At 65.4% G+C, this 20,469-nt stretch carries 22 protein-coding genes; 8 read left to right on the plus strand and 14 right to left on the minus strand.

Annotated features, from left to right (window positions below; genetic code table 11):
• Nucleotides 1–190 precede the first annotated feature (190 nt).
• Nucleotides 191–1,483 (minus strand): ATP-binding protein, encoded by a 1,293-nt coding sequence (locus FA702_RS07465; protein WP_255504754.1) that lies wholly within the window; start codon nucleotides 1,481–1,483, stop codon nucleotides 191–193.
• Nucleotides 1,484–1,488: 5 nt separating this feature from the next.
• On the minus strand, nucleotides 1,489–2,214 hold the full coding sequence (locus tag FA702_RS07470; RefSeq protein ID WP_136955626.1) for a response regulator: 726 nt from the start codon (nucleotides 2,212–2,214) through the stop codon (nucleotides 1,489–1,491).
• 190 nt (nucleotides 2,215–2,404) lie between these two features.
• On the opposite strand from FA702_RS07470, the gene FA702_RS07475 reads away from it, so the two are divergent.
• Both FA702_RS07475 and FA702_RS07480 read left to right on the plus strand, forming a co-directional pair.
• On the plus strand, nucleotides 2,405–2,920 hold the full coding sequence (locus FA702_RS07475; RefSeq protein WP_136955627.1) for a hypothetical protein: 516 nt from the start codon (nucleotides 2,405–2,407) through the stop codon (nucleotides 2,918–2,920).
• Nucleotides 2,921–2,998: 78 nt separating this feature from the next.
• Complete coding sequence (locus tag FA702_RS07480; protein WP_136955628.1) at nucleotides 2,999–3,427, plus strand: EF-hand domain-containing protein; 429 nt, start codon at nucleotides 2,999–3,001, stop codon at nucleotides 3,425–3,427.
• Between the two features lie 56 nt (nucleotides 3,428–3,483).
• On the opposite strand, the gene FA702_RS07485 is transcribed toward FA702_RS07480, so the two are convergent.
• Nucleotides 3,484–3,819 (minus strand): rhodanese-like domain-containing protein, encoded by a 336-nt coding sequence (locus FA702_RS07485; protein ID WP_136955629.1) that lies wholly within the window; start codon nucleotides 3,817–3,819, stop codon nucleotides 3,484–3,486.
• Between the two features lie 125 nt (nucleotides 3,820–3,944).
• On the opposite strand from FA702_RS07485, the gene FA702_RS07490 reads away from it, so the two are divergent.
• Both FA702_RS07490 and trxC read left to right on the plus strand, forming a co-directional pair.
• Complete coding sequence (locus tag FA702_RS07490) at nucleotides 3,945–4,292, plus strand: carboxymuconolactone decarboxylase family protein (protein ID WP_136957297.1); 348 nt, start codon at nucleotides 3,945–3,947, stop codon at nucleotides 4,290–4,292.
• A 21-nt stretch (nucleotides 4,293–4,313) separates the two neighbouring features.
• Nucleotides 4,314–4,751, plus strand: a complete 438-nt coding sequence (gene trxC, locus FA702_RS07495; RefSeq protein WP_136955630.1) for a thioredoxin TrxC — start codon at nucleotides 4,314–4,316, stop codon at nucleotides 4,749–4,751.
• A gap of 27 nt (nucleotides 4,752–4,778) precedes the next feature.
• On the opposite strand, the gene FA702_RS07500 is transcribed toward trxC, so the two are convergent.
• The gene (locus FA702_RS07500) at nucleotides 4,779–5,267 is read right to left on the minus strand and encodes an Lrp/AsnC family transcriptional regulator (protein WP_136957298.1); all 489 of its coding nucleotides are present in this window, start codon (nucleotides 5,265–5,267) and stop codon (nucleotides 4,779–4,781) included.
• A gap of 92 nt (nucleotides 5,268–5,359) precedes the next feature.
• On the opposite strand from FA702_RS07500, the gene phhA reads away from it, so the two are divergent.
• Nucleotides 5,360–6,226, plus strand: coding sequence for a phenylalanine 4-monooxygenase (phhA, locus tag FA702_RS07505; protein ID WP_136955631.1), 867 nt, complete (start codon nucleotides 5,360–5,362; stop codon nucleotides 6,224–6,226).
• Nucleotides 6,227–6,325: 99 nt separating this feature from the next.
• Here the strand turns inward: phhA and FA702_RS07510 are convergent, their stop codons facing one another.
• Nucleotides 6,326–8,692 carry a TonB-dependent receptor gene (locus FA702_RS07510; RefSeq protein ID WP_255504756.1) on the minus strand — a complete coding sequence of 789 codons (2,367 nt, stop codon included), beginning with the start codon at nucleotides 8,690–8,692 and terminating at the stop codon, nucleotides 6,326–6,328.
• A gap of 224 nt (nucleotides 8,693–8,916) precedes the next feature.
• Between FA702_RS07510 and FA702_RS07515 the strand changes: the two genes are divergently transcribed.
• Nucleotides 8,917–9,408 (plus strand): MarR family winged helix-turn-helix transcriptional regulator, encoded by a 492-nt coding sequence (locus FA702_RS07515; RefSeq protein ID WP_136955633.1) that lies wholly within the window; start codon nucleotides 8,917–8,919, stop codon nucleotides 9,406–9,408.
• A gap of 19 nt (nucleotides 9,409–9,427) precedes the next feature.
• Here FA702_RS07515 and FA702_RS07520 read toward each other — a convergent pair whose 3' ends face one another.
• Entirely contained in the window at nucleotides 9,428–10,123 is a 696-nt protein-coding gene (locus FA702_RS07520) for a nuclear transport factor 2 family protein (protein ID WP_136955634.1), read from the minus strand.
• Nucleotides 10,124–10,281: 158 nt separating this feature from the next.
• Here FA702_RS07520 and FA702_RS07525 point away from each other — a divergent pair, with 158 nt between their 5' ends.
• Together FA702_RS07525 and FA702_RS07530 are read left to right on the plus strand one after the other, a co-directional pair.
• Entirely contained in the window at nucleotides 10,282–11,136 is an 855-nt protein-coding gene (locus tag FA702_RS07525; RefSeq protein WP_255504757.1) for an SDR family oxidoreductase, read from the plus strand.
• 71 nt (nucleotides 11,137–11,207) lie between these two features.
• The gene (locus FA702_RS07530; protein ID WP_136955636.1) at nucleotides 11,208–12,089 is read left to right on the plus strand and encodes a dienelactone hydrolase family protein; all 882 of its coding nucleotides are present in this window, start codon (nucleotides 11,208–11,210) and stop codon (nucleotides 12,087–12,089) included.
• 92 nt (nucleotides 12,090–12,181) lie between these two features.
• Here FA702_RS07530 and FA702_RS07535 read toward each other — a convergent pair whose 3' ends face one another.
• The 8 genes from FA702_RS07535 to FA702_RS07570 all read right to left on the minus strand — a co-directional run bounded on the left by FA702_RS07535 (nucleotide 12,182) and on the right by FA702_RS07570 (nucleotide 20,366).
• The gene (locus tag FA702_RS07535) at nucleotides 12,182–13,663 is read right to left on the minus strand and encodes a carotenoid oxygenase family protein (protein WP_136955637.1); all 1,482 of its coding nucleotides are present in this window, start codon (nucleotides 13,661–13,663) and stop codon (nucleotides 12,182–12,184) included.
• A 449-nt stretch (nucleotides 13,664–14,112) separates the two neighbouring features.
• Nucleotides 14,113–14,901, minus strand: a complete 789-nt coding sequence (locus FA702_RS07540) for a CmcJ/NvfI family oxidoreductase (protein ID WP_136955638.1) — start codon at nucleotides 14,899–14,901, stop codon at nucleotides 14,113–14,115.
• 133 nt (nucleotides 14,902–15,034) lie between these two features.
• Nucleotides 15,035–15,979, minus strand: coding sequence for a Gfo/Idh/MocA family oxidoreductase (locus FA702_RS07545; protein WP_136955639.1), 945 nt, complete (start codon nucleotides 15,977–15,979; stop codon nucleotides 15,035–15,037).
• 61 nt (nucleotides 15,980–16,040) lie between these two features.
• The gene (locus FA702_RS07550; protein WP_136955640.1) at nucleotides 16,041–16,883 is read right to left on the minus strand and encodes a class III extradiol dioxygenase subunit beta; all 843 of its coding nucleotides are present in this window, start codon (nucleotides 16,881–16,883) and stop codon (nucleotides 16,041–16,043) included.
• Complete coding sequence (gene ligA / locus FA702_RS07555) at nucleotides 16,883–17,308, minus strand: protocatechuate 4,5-dioxygenase subunit alpha (protein ID WP_136955641.1); 426 nt, start codon at nucleotides 17,306–17,308, stop codon at nucleotides 16,883–16,885. The genes FA702_RS07550 and ligA overlap by 1 nt, the downstream gene beginning before the upstream one ends.
• Nucleotides 17,305–18,330, minus strand: a complete 1,026-nt coding sequence (locus tag FA702_RS07560; RefSeq protein ID WP_136955642.1) for an amidohydrolase family protein — start codon at nucleotides 18,328–18,330, stop codon at nucleotides 17,305–17,307. Before FA702_RS07560 ends, ligA begins: the two co-directional genes overlap by 4 nt.
• Nucleotides 18,327–19,148 (minus strand): NAD(P)-dependent oxidoreductase, encoded by an 822-nt coding sequence (locus FA702_RS07565; protein ID WP_136955643.1) that lies wholly within the window; start codon nucleotides 19,146–19,148, stop codon nucleotides 18,327–18,329. The genes FA702_RS07560 and FA702_RS07565 overlap by 4 nt, the downstream gene beginning before the upstream one ends.
• Nucleotides 19,149–19,211: 63 nt before the next feature.
• Nucleotides 19,212–20,366 carry a LysR family transcriptional regulator gene (locus FA702_RS07570; protein WP_136955644.1) on the minus strand — a complete coding sequence of 385 codons (1,155 nt, stop codon included), beginning with the start codon at nucleotides 20,364–20,366 and terminating at the stop codon, nucleotides 19,212–19,214.
• Nucleotides 20,367–20,469: the final 103 nt, after the last annotated feature.

The raw sequence follows: 20,469 nt of genomic DNA on the forward strand, positions 1-20,469 counted from the left end.
GGGAGAGTTGGCACCGCATCGATTCCGGATCGATGCCATGATGGTGCGCTAGTTTCAGCCCGGAGGCTATAACGCGGAAGTATGTAGGGTGTCTTGCCAGACCATACCGAGGTGCTGTTCTCTTTCATCCATCGGAAGGACCACAAGCCTGCTCGCGTGGATTGCCGCGCGAACGCGATCATGTCCTCAGTCACGCCGCGCGCAGCAGCAGCGTTATTGCGAAACGGCCGTTGCGGCGGCCGAACGTGACCGTGCCGTTATGCGCGGCCGCCACGCGGCTGACGATGGCAAGGCCCAGCCCGGTCCCCTCGCCGCCGCGCGCGCTATCGCCGCGGGCGAAGGGGCGCAGCATCTGTTCGCCCGCGGTGGGCGCGATGCCGGCGCCGGCATCGCTGACCGTGATCCGCAGCGCGCCCTCTTCCAACACAGCGTCCATCCTGATCGGCGCCATGCCGTGACGCGCCGCGTTCGACAGCAGGTTGGCCACAGCCCGCGCTACCGCCTGCGGTCGCAGCGTGAAGACCAGGCCCGTTGCAACATTGGACGCGACATCGGGCAGGACCATGCCCGCCAGCCCGGCATCGGCCGCGGCATGCGCCAGAAGTCCGGCCACGTCGGTCGGCACCGGTGTCTCGTTTTCGAAGCCGCGGCCGAAATCGAGGAACTGGGTCAGCATCGCCTCGATCCGGTCCACCTGCCGCAGCGCGGTGTCCTCCAGTTCCTCGTCCTGCCCGCGCAACATTTCCAATGAGAGCCGCAGCCGCGTCAAGGGCGTGCGCAAGTCATGGCTGACCCCGGCCAGCATCAGCGCGCGCTCGGCTTCCTGCCCGGCGATCCGCGCGGTCATGCGGTTGAGCGCGACGGCCACGGCGGCGACCTCCGCCGGGCCGGAAACGTCGAGCGGCGGCTGGGTGCCATCGGCGCGGTAGCCGTCCACGCTCCGCGCCAGTTGCCGCAGCGGCCGGTCGATCCGGCGCTGCAGCGCCAGTCCGCAGGCGATAGCGATCACGAACGCCACGGACGAGGCAAGCATCAGGCTGGCCAGCGCCCCGCGCTGGCGCGGTGGCGTGATGCTGACCCAGTAATCGCCCTGCCCCATGCGCAGCAGGAACCATAGCCGCCCACCCTTATCGGTGCGCCAGACGAGTTCGTCCTGCATGTGCAGGCGCGAAGCGAGAGTCAGCGTGAACTGGCGCTCGACCATCGTGGGAAAGCGCGGCCCGTCCGAAGGCACATCCGCCGCCGGGCGCACCGCCATGCTGCCCGCGCGGTTGATCCCGTCGATCAGCGTCGCCTGGCGGGCCGGGTCCATATCGCGCATCGCCTGCGACAGCGCGGTGACCATGTCCGCGGTGACGGCGGCGACGCGGATCACTTGCGGGCGGATCACCAGCGTCATCACGAGAATGCCGGCAAGCAGCTGCCCCGCCAGCACCACCGCCACCAGCAGCGCCACGTTGCGATGGAACAGCCGCCGGAACACGCGCTTCAGCCCCCCGCCGTCCTGTCGGCCATGCCTTCCGTCAACACATACCCGACGCCCCATACCGTTCGCACATGGCGCGGATCGGCCGCATCGTCGCCGATCGCGCGGCGCAGGCGGACGATTTGCACGTCGATGGCGCGGTCGGTCACTTCCGCATCGCGCCCCAGCGCCCGTTCGATCAGTTGCGCCCGGCTGAGCGGCCGCCCGGCGCTGCGCGCCAGTGCCGCGAACAGCGCGTATTCGCGCGAGGACAATGGCAGCACCGCGCCATCGCGGCTGACCGTCATTGCGGAGAAGTTGATGCGGAACGGACCGATCTCGCGCTCCTCGTCGCGCGCCATGATCCGCTCCGGCCCCAACCGGCGCAGGATCGCGGCGAGCCGCGCCACCAGTTCGCGCGGCAGGAACGGCTTGGCGAGGTAATCGTCCGCGCCCATCTCCAGCCCCAGCACGCGGTCGATCGGATCGCCACGCGCGGTGAGCATGATTACCGGCGTCGCGTCGCCCGCAGCGCGCAGCCGGCGCACCACCGCCAGGCCATCCTCGCCGGGCATCATCAGATCGAGCACGATCACGTCGGCCGGCTCGCGTTGCAGCGCCGCGTCCATCGCCTTGCCCCCGTCCACCGCGCGCACGGCATAGCCATGCTCGGACAGGAAACGCTGCAACAGCGCGCGCAACTCGGGATCGTCGTCGACAACAAGCACGCGGGGCGGACGGTGGCTCATGCCCCGCCTTGTGCCATTCCCGCCCGGCCGCCGCCAGCGCGCAAGCTGTGACAAATGGTGACAGCGCGCCGTGCGTGTCACGCCTTGCCGCATCATCGCGCTTCGCCGGCATCGTCGCGACACATCGCCCGGCCATTCCCTTTCCATCGCCGGACAACGGCGTTCATTTTCACGCAAAGGAAACCAGACCATGATGCGCAAGACCATGAACACGATGATCGCCATGCTCGCCGCCACGACCCTGCTTGCCGGTGCCACCGCCGCCGAGGCAAGGCAGGGGATGGTGCGCGTTCGCGGCGCCAATGGCGCGGCCACCGGCGTCGCCGGGCCACGCGGCATCGCCGGACGCGCCCACGGCACCTATCAGTCGTCCGACGGCACAGTGACGCATGCCAGCGGCAGTGCGTTCCGCGGCGCCAACGGCAGCCGCGGCTATCGCGGCTCGTCCACGTCGGTTTCGCCCGACGGCACCGTGACGCGTAGCGGCCAGGCCGCCGCCAGCGGTGCGCGCGGGGCCGCCAGCAGCGCGGGCAGCTTCACCCGCTCGGCCGATGGCACCTGGAACGGCAGTCGCTCCACCCAGGCGACAAGCGCCACCACCGGCAATTCCTATTCGGGTTCGACCACGATCGATCCGGCCACGGGCAAGCCCGTCCACTCCGGCAGCTGTACCGATGCCTCCGGCGCCACGATTCCCTGCCGCTGATCCCGGCCCTTCCCTTTCCCTCCGGCGCGGGGAGCTTCCGGCTTCCCGCGCCCTTCCCGTCGCCGTAAGGAAAAACCTATGAAAGCCCTTTCGATCGCGCTGGTCGCGCTGGCCATCATCCCCGCCGTCGCCCATGCCGCCCCTGCCCGCGCCACCGCGCTGCCCGAAGGCGCCGCCGATCGCCTGCGCGAAGCCGATGCCAACGGGGATGGCGCGATCAGCCGCGCTGAACTGGGCGCATGGCGCGTCAGCCAGTGGCAACGCATGGATCGCAACGGGGACGGCGCCTTTTCGCGCGATGACCTGCCTGCGCTGATGCGCAGCCGCTGGGATTCGGATCGTCTGGTCCAGTTGCGCCAGCTCTACGACCGCAACGGCGATGGGCGCATCAGCCGCGCCGAATTCGTCGACGGCCCCGCCCCGGCCTTCGAGGCGGCGGACACCAACCGCGACGGCGTGGTTACCGCGCAGGAGATGCAGGCGTTGAAGGCCCGCAAGGCCGGCTGAGCCGCCGCCCGCTTCCCCAAACGCGCCCCTTGCAGCCGGATGTCCGGCCGGATCGATCAGCGCTTGATCGGCAACCCGGCCGAAGCCCATGCGTTGAAGCCGCCCGCCAGGTGCGTGTCGACGGCGGCCTGCGCCACCGCGCATTTGTCGAGCGCCATGGCCGAACGCTTGCCGCCAAGGCAGTTCAGCACCAGTTTCCTGCCAGCCGCATCGGGCAGGCGCGAGGCCTGGAACGTCGACAGCGGCATGTTGACCGCACCGGGAATGTGGCCAGCGGCGAACTCGTCCGCCTCGCGCACATCCACCACCAGCGCCTTGCCCTCGTCCAGCAGCGCGGCAAGCTCGGTTGCGCCGATTTCCGCATGCCGGGGCGTTCCGAAACCGAAGACCATCCGTTGTCCTTTCCGTGTCCGGAGGGCGATTTGCGGCGCCCTCATAATTTGATGTTGCTTATATTGTAATTACATTATATAAGTCAATATTAATTTACAGCGAAATCCGGTAAAGGAGCATGACAATGCACAAGGACTGGCCAGCGATGGCAACCGAACTCTCGGGGGCGATCAAGGAAGTGCGGCTTGGCGCGCCCGAGGTGATGAAGGCGTTTTCGGCCATGGCCAAGGCCGCCACGGATGCCGGCGCGCTCGATACCAGGACCAAGGAACTGATCGCGCTGGCCATTGCCGTGGCGATCCGCTGCGACGGCTGCGTGGCCTTTCACGCCCAGGCGGCGGTGAAGCACGGCGCGACGCGCGAAGAGGTCATGGAAACCATGGGCATGGCGCTCTACATGGGGGCAGGCCCCAGCCTGATGTATGCCGCGCAGGCGGTCGAGGCCTATGACCAGTTCGCGGCGAAGGGCTGATTGCCAGAACGGACGAGCCGTATGACCCCGACCGATGCCGCGATCGTCATCTGCCCCCGGTGCGAGGCGGCCAACCGCGTGCCGCAGGGGCGACTGACGCAGCATCCCACCTGCGGCAAATGCAAGGCGCCGCTGTTCACCGGCCAACCGCTGAACGCCACGCTGGCCGCGTTCGACCGGCACGTGGGCAAGGGCACGCTGCCCGTGCTCGTCGATTTCTGGGCCGAGTGGTGCGGTCCATGCAAGATGATGGCCCCGGCCTTCGCCTCGGCCGCGCAGGCACTCGAACCCTCGGTGCGGTTGCTGAAGGTGGATACCGAACGGGAACAGGCGCTGGCCGCGCGTTATGGCATCCGGTCGATCCCGACGATGATCCTTTTTTCGGGCGGGCGCGAGGTGGACCGCATCTCCGGGGCGATGGACGCACGCCGCATCACGGCCTGGGCGCAACGCCCCTGATCGTTGCCGCCCATCGCAAGCCGTGCGCTACGCCGTGGCTTCCACAGACAACGGCAGGGCGGTTTCGTACTTCACCGCGCGCAAGGCGAAATGGGAAGAGGCCGCGCCCACCGACGGGTGCTTGAGCAGCACGCGCATCAGGAACGCCTCGTAATCCCGGACATCGCGCGCCACCACGCGGATCATGTAGTCCCATTCGCCGGACATCGAATAGCATTCCATCATCCGGGGCTGATCGCGCACGAACGTCTCGAACGCTTCCACGCTCTCCGTCTGATGGCCCTTGAGCCGGACGTTACAGATCACGTTGACGCCCTGCCCCAGCCGTTCGGGGTCGGCCAGCCACACCGGCTTGTGCAGAACTCCCGCATCCTCAAGCTGCTTCACCCGTCGCCAGCACGATGGCGCGGTGCTGCCGACGCGCTGCGCGAGATCGGTGTTCGACAGCGCGCCATCGCGCTGAAGTTCCGTGACGATGCGCCGGTCGAGTGCGTCCAGGTCGAGCGATTCTTTCATAATTTCCACGATTGCGAAATTCTATCTCACATATCGCACGATGCGCCTGCATTTTGAACAGGAATTGCACGCGCGTTGTGCGATCATGCGGCATGGCTCAGGAACACACCGCCCGCCCGCCCGAAGCGGCAGAAGATTGGACGATCCGGCAGGACTGGGCATCCTATACCCCCGCCGAACACGCGATGTGGGACCGGCTGTTCGAACGGCAGGCCAGGATGCTGCCCGACCGGGTCGTGCCCGAATTCATCGCCGGGCTGGACGTCCTGCGCATGACGAAGCCCGGCATTCCCGATTTCGAGGAACTGTCCGAACGGCTGATGAAGGCGACGGGATGGCAGGTGGTCGCGGTACCGGGCCTCGTGCCGGACAAGGTGTTTTTCGAGCACCTCGCCAACCGCCGGTTCGTGGCCGGCCGCTTCATCCGGACGCCTGACCAGATCGATTACCTGCAGGAACCTGATGTGTTCCACGACGTGTTCGGCCACGTCCCGCTGCTCGCGCACCCGGTGTTTGCCGACTACATGCAGGCCTATGGCGAAGGTGGTCTGCGCGCGGACGGGCTGGGAGCGATCGAGCGGCTGGCGCGGATCTACTGGTACACGGTGGAATTCGGACTCATCCGGCAGGAGAGCGGGTTGCGGCTCTATGGCGCCGGGATCGTCTCGTCGTTCGGGGAATCGGTGTTCGCGCTGGACGATCCCTCGCCCAACCGTCTGGGCTTCGACCTGCGGCGGTTGATGCGCACGCGCTACCGCATCGACGATTACCAGCAGAGCTATTTCGTGATCGACAGCTTCGAAGACCTGCTGCGACAGACCATCGAGACCGATTTCGCGCCGCTCTATGCGGAATTGGACGGCCAGCCCGATCTGGATGTCGATACGGTATTGCCGACCGATCGCGTGCATACGTTGGGGACGCAGGCCTATGCCCGCGAAAAACACGCGACGGCCTGATACTTCCCCCCAACCCGACACGGGCAAGCCCGGAGCACGCGCAAAAAGGGGCGACCGTTGCCGGCCGCCCCTTCGCTGGCGTTCACGCGCCGGGGAAGATCAGAACTTCTTGTTCACCGTCACCGCGAATTCGCGTGGCCGGCCGACGTTCGAATAGGCCGTGCCGGCGGACGACGCGAGCGCCTGGAACCGCAACGGCAGGTAGTAATACTTGTCGAACAGGTTCTGCGCTTCCACCGAAATCGACAGATCCTCGTTTGCGTTCCGCCAGGTGATGCGAGCATTGGCCAGCGTGTAGGACGGGTTGTAATCCAGCGGCCCGAAGTTACCGCCGCCCAGCGCGAGGCGCCCGATCGTCTGCTTGCCCACATGCGACAGGTCGATGCGCGGCGTGATGGAACCGGAAGAACCGAGATCGGCGCGGTACTGCACGCCAAGGCTCCACCGCCACTTCGGCGTGGTGATCGGATCGGCCAGACGGATCGATCCGCCCACCGTCGGCCCGATGCGCGACCACGAGCCGTCGATGTAGCTGAGCGAACCATCGATATCGAGACCGGGGATCGGGCTTGCGCTCAGTTCGGCCTCGGCGCCCGCCATATGCCCGTCACCCGCGTTCTGGATCGCCGCGCAGGGGAACGGATCGGTTCCCACGGCAAAACCATCAAGCAGCGAACAGTCGCCGATCGGCAGCTGGATATTCTTGTAGTCGTTGTAGAAGCCGGAAAGGTTCAGGCGCAGCTTGCGGTCGAACAGATCGGTCTTCAGGCCGCCTTCGTAAGCGGTCAGCGTTTCCGGCGTGAAGGTACCGTTCTTCGCCTGCGCCTTGGTGAACGGACGCGCGGTCACACCGCCGCCCTTGAAACCGGTGCTGACGGTCGCATAGGCCAAAACTTGCGGGCTGAAGCGATAGTCGACCGAAATACGCCAGTCGACCTTGTGGCCATCGTACTTGGCAACCGAACCATCCAGCGCGCCGACACCGAAGATATCGACCAGCGGACCGCCGCTCCAGTTCTTGCGAACGAAGGTGTAGTCCTTGTGCTCCTTGGTGTAGCGCAGACCACCGGTGATCGTCAGCCCTTCGACGGGCCGGACGATGACCGTACCGAACGCCGCCTTGCTGTTGGCGTTGACCGGATCGTTGCCCAGGAACTGCAGGAACAACGGCGGCGCGCCATGGCCGATATAGCGGATGTCCTGCCGGGTGAAGTAGATCGACTGCTGGTCGTTGTAATAGCCACCCAGGGTCCAGTCGACCATATCGCCGATCTTGCCGTTAAGGCGCAGTTCCTGGCTGAAGAAGCGGAAGCGCAGATCGTTGAAGCCGGCGCCGCCAATGAGCGGATCGGGCGTGTAATCGTCATCGGTGCCAAACTGTTCGCGATATTTGCGATAGGCCGTGATCGACTGGATCTTCAGCGAATCGTTCAGCGAAATGTTCAAATTGCTGGAAACGCCCCAGCCCGTGAACTTCGTGGTGTTGGGCATGGTATAGGCTTGCGCGGCCTGCCCGCCAGCCGGAAGGTAGAAACTGGCATAGGTGCAATAGCGGCCGCAGGTAAAATCGATCCCGTCCGATTTCGCAGGGTTGGAATAGGACAGCACACCCGCCGCGTTGGTGCGGTTTTCGTAGGTGTAATCGCCGGTCACCGTCCAGTCGATCGTGTCGTTGGGATTGTAACGCAGTGACCCGCGCAGACCCGAATAGTTCTTCTCGCCAAGCTTGGCGACAACGCAGTTCGACGGCGTGGAGGCATTGCCGGCGATACCGAGGGCATTGCCCGGCTTCGCACAGCCATAGTCAATCTGACTGACATAGCCGTCCTGGCGCTTGAACACCCCGGAAACGCGGGCATAGAGCCCCTCGGCAAGCTTGAAATTGGCACTTCCGCGCAGATCGATGCGGTTGCGGGAACCATAGGCCGCCTCGACCGAGCCGCTGTTTTCCGCGGCGGGCTTGGCCGAGAACAACTTGATCGCGCCACCGATGGAGTTCCGGCCCGTCAGCGTTCCCTGCGGACCACGCAGCACTTCCACGCGATCCAGGTCCAGCAAGTCCATGACGCTGCCGGTCAGGGTCGCGAAATAGACGTCATCGACGTAGATGCCGACGCCCGGTTCGTAGGCGGGGTTGAAGTCATACTGGCCGATGCCGCGAATGTAGGCCGCCATCGACGATCCGAAGGCCCCGCCCATCTGCGTCAGCTGGACGTTGGGCGCCTGGGCCGCGATCTGGGAAATATCCGTCTGGTTGCGTGCTTCCAGAAGCTTGGAATCGACCGCCGTGATCGACAACGGGGTATCCTGCAAGCGTTGCGACCGGAACTGCGCCGTCACCACGATTTCCCGCGACGCGGCGGATTCATCCGCTGATGATTGTGCCTGCGCGGCTTCCTGCGCGAAGGCGGGCATGGCGAGACCAAACGCCAGCGCCGCGGCACTTCCCGCGGAAAAAAGACGCACGATTCCTGCAGTACGGTTGGCGATTGCCATATCCCCTCTCCTGTTAGTATCCTCTACGGGAAAGCCTTGCTAATTGTTAGTTAGGCATACAAACTTACTCATGGCAAGCGCTTCCTGCACCATGCCGCAGCAAAAACCGCGCTGATGCACAAAAGCCACAAGAACTCTGCCCGCTTGGCGCCCGCCTCTTGCCGTACGCGCCGGGTGCGGCGATAGGAAACGCCATGACTTCCATGGCTTCCGCCCCCACCGATCCCCAGACCGACGGCAACGAAAACGTCGCCCTGCTGATCGACCTGCTGAAGCTCGCCACCTTCATCGCCGGTCCGATGCGCGAAGGCGTGGCGGAGCCGCTCGCACTGAGTGCCACCGACCTGCGCCTGATCCTCGCGCTCGGCGGCGAAGGCGAACTGGCTGGGCACGACCTGTCCGAAATCATGGGAGTGCCTCCCATGAATGTCAGCCGCGCGCTGGCCAGCCTGCTGGAACGCGGCCTTGTCGAATCCGGCAGCGATCCGGCGAACCGGCGCCGAAAACCTTTCCGGCTGAGCGCGCGAGGGCAGGCTGTTTTTGCCGACACGCTGCCCGCCATGGCGAACGTGGGCGGAGCCCTTTTCGCCGATCTCGGCAAGGCGGAGCGCGCGGCGTTCGGCCAGGCCATGCAGGCCGTGCTGGCGCGCATTCCGGCCTGGATGGATCGTCACGGACCCGCCTGACGATCGATCCCAACGCGCGTCATGATGTCGCCTTGCTGGCCAGCACCGCGCCAAAGCGGGGATGGGCGAAGTGCATCGGCACATCATGGCGGTGTGGCCATGTCTGGCGGATTTCCGCGCTGCGGATTTCATCCGGGCCGAACGGATTTTCGGGATAGCATTCGGTCAAGGGCTGTAGATGCGCGGTGGTCTTCGACCAGCCGGCTTCGTATTCGCCCTGCCACTGCATCATGTAGTCCAGCCGCTTGATCTTCCACACGCCATCTTCGCGCACGTAATCGTTCTCGTAGATCCCCGCTTCCATAAATTGGAGCGGCAGACCTTCCGGCTTGAAGGCGCGTGTTTCGTGGCTGCCGCCAAACAGCATGCCGCGGAACCGGCCCTTTGCGGTTTGCCGGTCGGGCGCGACGGTGATGATGTCCTGCATCTGGAAATGATCGAGCAGGAAGCCATAGGCCGGCGCTTCCTCGCCCGGGGCCAGGAACAAGCTTCGGAACCAGGTGCCATAGAGCCGGCGGGCGCCTTCGCGGCCCCGGTAGATGCCCGACAGGAAGATCACCTCGCCATCCTCGGCAAAAAGCTCGGCCACGTCGTCGGCCCGGTTGAAGTCGATGTAATAGCCATAGGCCCAGTGCAAGCGGCGGATGGCGTTCACGTCCTCCAGCAGCCCCAAGCGGTTTTCCAGCGCCTCCAGGCGGGCGGAAACGTCCGTCATTTCTACTCTCCCAATTCCAATTTTTGTATGTAACACTAACAATAACAAGCGAGAGAACCATTGCGAGAGGAAAACATGGCGGCTGCAAAAAAAGACGGTTCGGAGTGGTCCGGCCAGGTCGCCTTCGTGACGGGGGTGTCACCGGGATCGGTCTTGGCGTGGCGCAGGCGCTTAGCGATGCCGGCCTGCGGCTGGCGCTCAGCTATCGCAACGAGGCCCATCGCGAACAGACCGCGCGCTGGTTTGCCGACAACGGGCGGGAACCGCCGCTGTTCGTGCCGCTGGATGTGACCGACCGTACCGGCTTCGCCGAAGCGGCCGAGTCGGTGGAACGGCATTTCGGCGCGGTGCACGTGCTGGTGAACAACGCCGGCGTCAGCGTGTTCGGACCCACCGACGAGGCGAGCTATGCCGACTACGACTGGATCATGGGCGTCAATTTCGGCGGCGTGGTCAACGGACTGGTCAGCTTCCTGCCCGGGATCAAGGCGGCCGAGGGACCGCGTCACGTCGTCAACATCGCCTCGATGGCGGCCTTCCTGCCGGGGCCGCAAGCCGGCATCTACACCGCCAGCAAGTTCGCCGTGCGCGGCCTGACCGAATCGCTGCGCTACAACCTAGCCCCCCACGGCATCGGCTGTTCGCTGTGCTGCCCGGCGCTAACCCGGACCAACGCATGGGATTCGGCGCTCAAGCGCCCGGACACTTTCGCCGACAGCGGTTTTGCGCCCGTTGCCCGGGCGGAGCTGGAGCAGTTCGGGACGGCTTTCGAGGCGGGGATGGACCCATACGAAGTCGGCCGCAAGGTGTTCGCGGGCATGGTCGAAGACAGGGCGCTTATCCTCACGCATCCCGAGTTCCGCGAGGATTTCGAGGAAATCTTCCGGGACAGCGTGGCCGCCCTGCCCGACGAGGAAGCGCCGCCCGCCCGTCGGGAAATCGAACGCCTGCGGCGCGAGGCAAACAAGGCGGCAAAGGCCGGCCGGATCATCGGTCTTTCCGATCTCACCTGACGGCCATCGGTTGCGCCACGCGGCTTCGTCGCTATCCTCGCGATCGGCGGGGATTTCACGGAGAGATGACGATGTGCGATCAGGATACCGAAGCCGATAACCAAAGCTGGCTGGCGTTGAACCGCCGCCAATTCACCGCCCTGGGGGCGGGCGCGGCAGCTATGACCATCGTACCCGGCTGCATGGCCCAGACGCGTGATGGCGCGGGCGCGATGAAGGTAGCCAGCCGCGCAGTGACGATCACCACGCCTGACGGAAAGGCCGATGCCTTCTTCGTCCACCCCGAAGGCGGCAAGCATCCCGCCGTGATCATGTGGCCGGATATCGCCGGCCTGCGCGACGCCTACAGGACCATGGGCACGCGGCTGGCCGAAGCGGGCTACGCTGTGCTCGTTGTCAACCAGTATTACCGCTCCAGCCCGGCGCCGATTCTCAACAGCCTGTCGGAATGGCGCTCACCCGAAGGGCAGCAAAAGCTGGCGCCGATGATCGCGGCGATCACACCGGCGGGAACCGTGCGGGATGCCGCCGCTTTCGTCGCCTGGCTGGACGGGCAGTCGGAAGTGGACACGGGGCGGAAGATCGGCACCTGCGGCTATTGCATGGGCGGACCGTTCACCGTCCGCACCGCGCTGGCCAATTCCGCACGGGTCGGCGCGGCGGCCTCGTTCCATGGCGCCAGCCTGGTCAACGACACGCCCGACAGCCCGCACAAGCTGCTCGCGCAGACTCAGGCGGCCTACCTCTTCGCGATCGCGCAGAACGATGACGCACGCGCGCCCGACGACAAGGTCCGGCTGCGCGAAGCGGCGGATGCTGCGAAGCGGCCCGCCGAGATCGAAGTCTATCCCGCCCAGCACGGCTGGTGCACGATCGACGCGCCGATCTACGACAAGGCGCAGGCCGAGAAGGCCTGGGGCCGCATGCTGGCGCTATACACACAGTATCTCTGACGGGTCCGTCAGACGGAAATGCTGCGCGCGGTGTGGCGCAGCATTTCCGCAATTCCCAAGATCATCTTGCTGCCCGGCGATGACGATGCGCGTCACGCCACCGCATCCAGTTGCGCCTGCGGCACCCACCAGCCGTGCACTTGCGGACGCAACCGGGCGGGTATCGCCACTTTCGCCACCGGCCCCGCCGCAAGGTTGCCGGCATCGACTACCCAGGCCTCGTGCACGAAGCTGTTGTCGCCAACCTGCCGGTCCACGATCATGATCAGCCATCCATCGTGCCCCGGGTCCTTCGCCGGCACGTGCACTGGCTCGTTATAGCCGGCCTGCGGCGGCAGGGGCAGCGCCTGCGAGACGTGCGGCGCGGCCGTGTCCATCCCGTCCAGACGGACCAGCAGGTTGAAGCTGACCCCCACCGGCCCGGCGAACAGCGGCGGCCCCTGCAACGCGGGATTCATCGACAGCATCCAGCCGTGGCCATAGCGGCGCCCCTGTTTCGCGGCGGGGATCACCGGGAAATCGCCCGGTGGCCCGATGATGGTTTCGGTCACTTCGCCGCTCTCCGCCTTGGGATCGACGGTCCAGCGGGTCAGCGCACCCTGGACCTCCTGCGGCGCCATGAAGATGCCCGATGGTTCGCGGATGAACGCGAAGGCGTTGGTGTTGTTCAGGCACGCATCGAAATGCAGCAGGCCGTTCTCGTCCTCCCACGCGTTCATCATGTGGTAGGAGTGGCACCCCTCCGGTCCCTTGAACCACCGAATTTCCGATACGTCGCCATAGCGCGGCATCACGCCCAGCCAGGACGCGAGTTCCGGTTCGTGGTGCCAGTGCTCGCCCCCGGCCTTGATGCGATCCAGATCGGCCGTCGTCGGATAGATCGGGAACAGCGCATAGTTCTCACTGATCGTGAAATCGTGCATCATCGCGCAGTAGGGCGCATCGAACCACTGCTCCGACTTCAGCACGCCATCAGGGCCGACAATGCAGTAGGCGACTTTCGGCGATGCAAGGCCGTCCGCCTCGTAGCCATAGAAGAACAGTTCGCCGGTCCCGGCATCGATCCGCACGTGGGCGGTCATGGTCTCGGACTTCAGCGCGCCGTCGAAATCATGCGAGCCGATGGTTTCGAGCGTGCGGGGATCGACGCGATAGGGGCGCCCATCCTCCTTCGCCATGAGCAGGCGGCCAGCGTGCCAGACCGGCGTGGTGTTGGCGACGGTGCGGTCGATCCCGCGCACGTCCTCGTCATCGGTATAGGGGTTGCGGTATTTGCCGAAGCGCGCGCGGCCCCGTTCCTTCTCCGCCCTGTGCCGCGCCGTTTCCACGAACCGGATCGCAAAATCGGCCGTGCCGTCCGCGTTGAACGACAGGCGGCTGACCATGCCATCGCCCGACAGCGTGTGATCGTCGGCGAACTTGGGCGGAAAGGCCGGATCGGGAACCGCGCGGAAGAAGCTGCCGTGCACTTCGGCCGGCAGCGTGCCCTCCACGGCCAATCCCTTCAGGTCAACGTCCTGGCCAACCGGTTCGTTCAGGCCGGTGAAATACGGAGTCTGCGGAAAAGCGCCCATCGATCCTCATCCTACCAATTGTTATTATTTCATACAGGCCGGCGCGTCCGATGCCAACCGATTCCGCAAGGGCGCGGCGCGATTTGAAACGGAGGAAGGTGCAGCATTGCCGCATTTCGCCAGGGCCAAAACGGAAAGGACCGCCGCCGCAAATGCGACGACGGTCCTGGAAGCTGCCTTCCCGCTGGGCGGGTAAATCGGCCTCCTCTCCAACCGATCAGAAGTCCGTCCCTAAACGCCTGTGGCTGACCAAATGTTCGCACAGCGATGTGAAACAGGGAGCGACAAACAGGTTGTGGACTTCAAACGAAACGGACTGCGACTCCTTGCATTCCCGACTGCTCGCAAGCGAAGTTTATCGCGAAAATAGCCTCCTAGGCGGTACGACGCAATCACTGTTGCAAAGCAGGTGCCACGGGGTGCCGCAATTGCACCACCGGCGAACGGGATCACGCCCACCACCAGGCCGTTGCGCGCATCTCTATGCTGACCCGGGCCGGCGCATCCGCCGGGCAATCGGGCAGGTCAAACGCCACGTGGGGAACGTGATGCGCCCGATCCTCATCCGTATCGTTGGTCTTGAACAGGATCGCCTCGTCCCGCATCAGCGCGGGGAAATAGTGCCAGCGATGCGCGGCATTGTGCGCAATCACCAGCCCTTCGAACGACCATTCCGGCTTGCCCTCCTCGTCGAACACGGCATCGGCTTCGATCAGGTCTTCCAGCGCCAGCGTGCGGGCATCGCACAGGGCCAGCGGCACGTCCTGCGGCGGCGGGGACAGCGCGCGCCATACGTTGTAATGCGCGCAGCGCAGGAACGGCCGGCCCGCCGCCCCGCGTTCGCCGAACAGCGCGGCGGTCCTGTCCGAAATGTCGATATGCGCGAAGCGCGCCGGCATGGAATTGTTGAGGCTGCCCGCCCTGCCCGATCGTTCGCTGAAGCGCAGCAAGCCGGGGCTGCCGACGTGGACATGATCCGCCCCGGTCACATGGCGGACCAGTTCCACGATCTCGTGCATGTGCAGTGAAACGACCTGTTCGCGGTCTGTGAAATCGGAAACGGCGCTGCGATGGGTGACGAGTTGGAAGCCCTCGCGATCGATCGTTGTCCCGATGGCGCGCGCATCGTGCAAGGGCATGGGCACCGGCGAAATATCCACCTCGTCCCGCTCGTGCGCGTTGGCATAGTAGCGCGGGCGTGCGAAGCGGCGACCCGAATAGGCGATGAGCGCTTCCATCGATGCATCCTTCTCCTGCGCCCGCCGCTACCGCCGGACGATCCGGAGAAAAGACCACAATTGTTAGTATTGCAAACAGAAAGGTCCGCTCCGCCAGCGGGCTGAGCGGACCTTCGGGGAAAGGGTGCGGGAATCAGCCCTGAGCGAGCTGCTGCTCCAGTTCACCCAGCACGCGATAGCAATCGAACACCTTGGCCACCGAGCTGTTGGGATCGCGCCCTTCGCGAATCGCGCTGACGAATTCGCGATCCTGCAGTTCGATGCCGTTCATGCTGACGGCAACCTTCGACACGTCGATCGGTTCTTCCTTGCCGTTCACCAGATCGTCGTAGCGCGCGATGTAGGTCGCGGTATCGCCGATATAGCGGAAGAACGTGCCCAGCGGTCCGTCGTTGTTGAAGGACAGCGACAGCGTGCAGATCGCGCCGGTTTCGCTCTTGAGCTGGATCGACATGTCCATGGCGATGCCCAGCTCGGGATGGACCGGGCCTTCCACCGCGTTGGCCTTCACGATCTTGCCCGCCTGATAGGCGAACAGATCCACCGTGTGCGCGGCGTGGTGCCACAGCAGGTGGTCGGTCCACGAACGCGGCTCGCCCTTGGCGTTGATGTTCCTGCGGCGGAAGAAATAGGTCTGCACGTCCATCTGCTGGACGTTGAACTCGCCCGCCTTGATCCGGTTGTGCACGAACTGGTGGCTGGGATTGAAGCGGCGGGTATGGCCCACCATGCAGACCTTGCCGGTTTCCTCCTGCACGCGCAGCACGTCCTGCGCATCCGCCCAGCTATCGGCCAGCGGAATCTCGACCTGAACATGCTTGCCTGCCTTCATGCAGGCGATGGCCTGCGATGCGTGCATCTGGGTGGGCGTGCACAGGATCACGGCGTCCACGTCGTCGCGCGCCAAGGCGTCTTCCAGTTCGGTGGACGAATGCTTCGCGCCATACTTGGCGGCAACGGCGGCAGCCTGTTCGCCGGTGCGGCTGATGATCGAGACGATTTCGACGCCATCGATGTTCTTCAGGCCATCGAGGTGCTTTTCGCCGAACGCGCCGGCGCCTGCGAGGGCGATACGCATGGGGTCAGTTCCTTCAAAAAAGACCGGGCGGCCCGGAAGCCGCCCGGCAGGGTGGATCGTTTCAGTCCGCCGGTTCGAGCACGATGTGCCCGATGGCGGTGTTCGAGCAGGGAATGTGGTAGTGGCGGTTCAGCCGCTTGACCTTCTTGCCCAGCGCGCCGCGCATGATCAGCCACATCACCATCTCGATGCCTTCGCTGCCGGTTTCGCGCAGGTATTCGATATGCGGGATATGGCGCACGTCGTCATTGTCCGATTCCAGCAGGTCGAGGAACTTGTTGTCCCATTCGCGGTTCAGCAGGCCGGCGCGCGGCCCCTGAAGCTGGTGGCTCATGCCGCCCGTGCCCCAGATCTGCACGTTGAGGTCTTCCGGGAAGCTTTCGACCGCGCGGGCAATCGCCTCGCCCAGCGCCCAGCAGCGGTTGCCCGAAGGCACCGGATAAGTGACGACGTTCACCGCAAGCGGCACCACCTTGCACGGCCACTTTTCCGGCTGGCCGAACATCATCGAGAGCGGCACGGTCAACCCGTGGTCGACATCCATCTCGTTGATGATGGTCATGTCGAAGTCTTCGAGAATCAGGCTCTGCGCGATGTGCCAGGCGAGATCGGCGTGGCCTTCCACGTCGGGCACCGGGCGCGGCCCCCAGCCTTCGTCGGCCGACTTGTAGTGCTCACCACAACCGATCGCGAACGTCGGGATGATGTTCGCGTCAAAGGCGGAAGCGTGGTCGTTATAGACCAGGATCACCACGTCGGGCTTCGTTTCCTTTTCCCATTCGCGGGTCCATTCGTACCCCTTGAAGATCGGGCCGAAATAATCGTCCTGCCACTTGCCCTGGTCCACGGCGACACCCAGCAGGGGAACGTGGCTCGAACCGACGCCAGCAGTAATCTTGGCCATCAGTAGCCTCCCTTGATCGATCGGTTGCCTTCGGGCGAGCGGCCGCCGTCCAGCATCATCTGGCGGTATTCCGGCCAGGTCATATCCGTCATCGTGCTCACCGCTTCGGCAAACGGCAGGCCGTCCGACGAGAAAAGCTTCGACAGGAAGTAAACGTTCCCGCCCAGGTCCAGCAGGCGGTTGTAGTCCCGCGCCAGCAACGCTTCCTTCGCGTCCTCGCTGATCTTCCATTCGTCCAGATAGGCCCGCTCGTCGGCCTTGAACCGCTCGCGGTTTTCCGGCTTCATCAGGCTCATCGCGAACTGGTTGATCCAGTATCCCTTGCGGGCGCGGGCGGCGGTATAGACGCGGGTGCCCGGTATGTCCTCGAACTCGGCAAGGTATTCGTGGATGTTCTGCGTGGGCTTCTGGTTCGTATCGCTCACAGGCCCCTCTCCTTCAGCTTGGCGTCAAGGCGCGGGAACACCCGGCGCGCATTGCCCTCGAAAATCGCGTGGCGTTCGGCGTCGCTGATGTCCAGCGCGTCGACATACCGCTTGGTGTCGTCGAAATAGAACCCGGTGGTCGGATCGATCCCGCGCACCGCGCCGACCATTTCGCTGCCGAACAGGATGTTCTTGTTCTCGATCACGTCGGCCAGCAGATCGATGCCCGGCTGGTGATAGACGCAGGTATCGAAGAACACGTTGTTCATCAGGTGCGTGTCGAGGCCGGGCTTCTTCAGCATGTCGGCGAGGCCACGATACCGGCCCCAGTGATAGGGCACCGCGCCGCCGCCGTGCGGGATGATGAAGCGCAGAGTCGGGAACCGGCCGAACAGGTCGCCTTCCAGAAGTTGCATGAACGCGATCGTGTCCGCCGCGATGTAATAGCCGCCGGTGGCGTGCATCGCCGGGTTGCACGAACCCGAAACGTGGATCATCGCCGGAACGTCGAGTTCGCACATCTTCTCGTAGAACGGGAACCAGTATTCGTCCGTCAGCGGCGGATGCTTGAAGTGCCCACCGCCCGGATCGGGATTGAGGTTGCAGCCGATGAAGCCCAACTCGTTCACGCAGCGCTCCAGCTCCGCGATCGAGCTGGTCATGTCCGCTTCGGGCGATTGCGGCAGCATGCACACACCCGCGAACGTTTCGGGATAGAGGCCAACGACGCGCGCAATCAGATCATTGCAGACCTGCGCCCACTTCACCGCGACCGACTGGTCGCCCACATGCGGCGCCATCGCCGAAGCGCGGGGCGAAAAGATCGTCATGTCTGCGCCGCGCTCTTTCAGCAGGCGAAGCTGGTTCGATTCGATGGTTTCGCGGATCTCGTCGTCCGAGATATCGGGGTAAGCCGGGCATTCGGTCCCGGCCTTGAACGCGGCCTTCTGCTTTTCGCGCCATTCATCGTGCGCCTTTGGCAGCACGGTGTAATGGCCGTGGCAGTCGATGATCATGGTCATGCGACTTCAGTCCTCTCCGGTTTGAATGCGATCGTCTTGCCCGCCTGCTCGCGCTGGCGGCGGACCGTTCCGCTGGTCATCACCGGTTCTATCCCCAGCGATTCCAGCGTCTTGCAGCTTTCTTCCATCTCGGCAGCGCGGCGGATGCCGTGCGTCGTCATGCGCTCTACATTGTAGGCGGCGCGGACCGCCCAGCTTTCCCGCTTCTCGCTGGCGTCGAGCGAGGCCAGCACTTCGTCCACCACGCCGGCGGCGCTTGCGGCCAGCATCATCTCGGCGGTCAGCGCCTCGACGCCCTTGACCATGATCGAACGGATCATCTTGATCGCGCTCGCCCGGCCGATCTCGTCGCCCACGATGCGCACGTTGGCGAATCCGGCTTCGCGTAACAGCGCTTCCGCGTCGGCCGCCGCTTCGCCGGCCAGCAGCAGCGGCACGTTCATGCGCGCGGGATGGACCGGCGCCAGCACCGCCACGTCGACATAGCGCCCGCCCGCCGCCTCGATCGCCTTCGCAGCAGCGCGCTTGGTATCGGGCGCCACCGAATTCATGTCGCACCAGATCGCCCCCGCCTTCAGCAACCCGGCATAGTCGCGCGCCGCCGGCAGGGCGGAATCCGCCGTCACCAGCGAAAGCGCGAAGTCCGCGCTGGTCAGCGCGCATTCGGCGGTGGCGCAGGCGACGACGCCGGCCTGCTCCATCACCGCGCGCCGCGTGGGATCGATGTCATAGGCCAGCGCGCCCGCTTCCCAGCCGGCGGCCTTGGCGAACGTGGATCCGGCTTCGCCGAACCCGATCAGGGCAAGAGTGGCATCCATCGATCGCCCTCCTGCGCGGAGAGGCCCGCCCCGGGAAATGCAAAGATGGGCGCAGGCATAAATTTATGCGAAACCCGCCTCCGCAACCTCGTGCAGCAGCGTGACGAACGCGGCCTGCGGCGCGGTGGGCCGCCAACCCTGACGGGTGGTGATCCCGATCGTGCGCGTGACCGGAACCGGCGGCGGCCGCATCGCTAGCACACCGGCATCCAGTTCCACCGCGAGCTGCGCCGGCGACAGCAGCGTCAGCGCATCGCTTCCCCGCAGCAGCTGGCGCACGGTCAGCACCGATCCGCATTCGATCCCGACATGCGGCGGGTCCGCCCCCACCGCGCGCATCATCGCTTCCCAGTAATGGCGCAACGGCGTGTCGCGCCCCGACAATATCCAGGGATAGGCGGTCATCGCCGCGCCATCGACCGTGGGCAGCGCCAGCAGCGGATGGCCCGCGCGCATCACCAGCGCGGGGCGATCCTCGAACACCGCTTCCTGTTCCAGATCGTCGAGCAGGGCCGCCTCGCGCAGCGCGCCCAGCATCAGGTCGATCTCGCCATCGCGCAGCGGGCCGGCGAGCTCGGCATGACTGCCTTCCACCACCGCGACATCCACCCCCGGCCAGTCGCGCACGAAGCGCAGCATCGTTTCCGGCAGCCAGCGCGCGCGCGAAAGCGGCATCGCCCCCACCACGATGCGCCCCGCCGCCTTGCCCTGCCAGGCCGCCACTTCGGCAAGGCCCGCGCGCAGTTCCGCCATGGCGAGGCCGAACCCGCGCGCGCGCCGCTCCCCAGCCGGCGTCAGCATCACCGAACGGCCGCGCCGGTCAACCAGCCGCTGCCCCAGCGCGACGGCCAGATCGGCCACGGCCCGGTGCAGCGAGGCGGTGGAAAGCCCGGTCTCCTCGGCCGCGACGGCATAGCTTCCCGCCCGAGCCAGCGCCAGGAACGCGCGCATCTGCGTGCCGGTCACACGCGGGGAACCGATGTGCGCAAGCGCCGCATCGGCGCGCGGCGCCAGCAGCAGCGCGGGTTCCGTCGGGGTCATGCCAGCCGCGCCGCGCTCGAACAGCGCGCAGCCGAGGTCCGCCTCCAGCCGCGCGATCGCCTGTGTCAGCGCAGGCTGCGTCAGATTGATGGCGCGCGCCGCGCGGGTCACGCTGCCGTGCCGCACCGTTGCCGCCAGCGCAGCGAAGTGCCGGATATTGAGAGGCCGCTCGCTCATGCCACTCGCTTAGCATTTCCTTATGCCCCGCGCCAAACATTGCATTGGCTGGCATGGCGCGTGCGGCCCATGGACACGGCGAGATCACGCCATTCAATTGGGA

The sequence above is a fragment of the Novosphingobium sp. EMRT-2 genome (assembly GCF_005145025.1).
In the GTDB taxonomy this organism is placed as follows: Bacteria; Pseudomonadota; Alphaproteobacteria; order Sphingomonadales; family Sphingomonadaceae; genus Novosphingobium.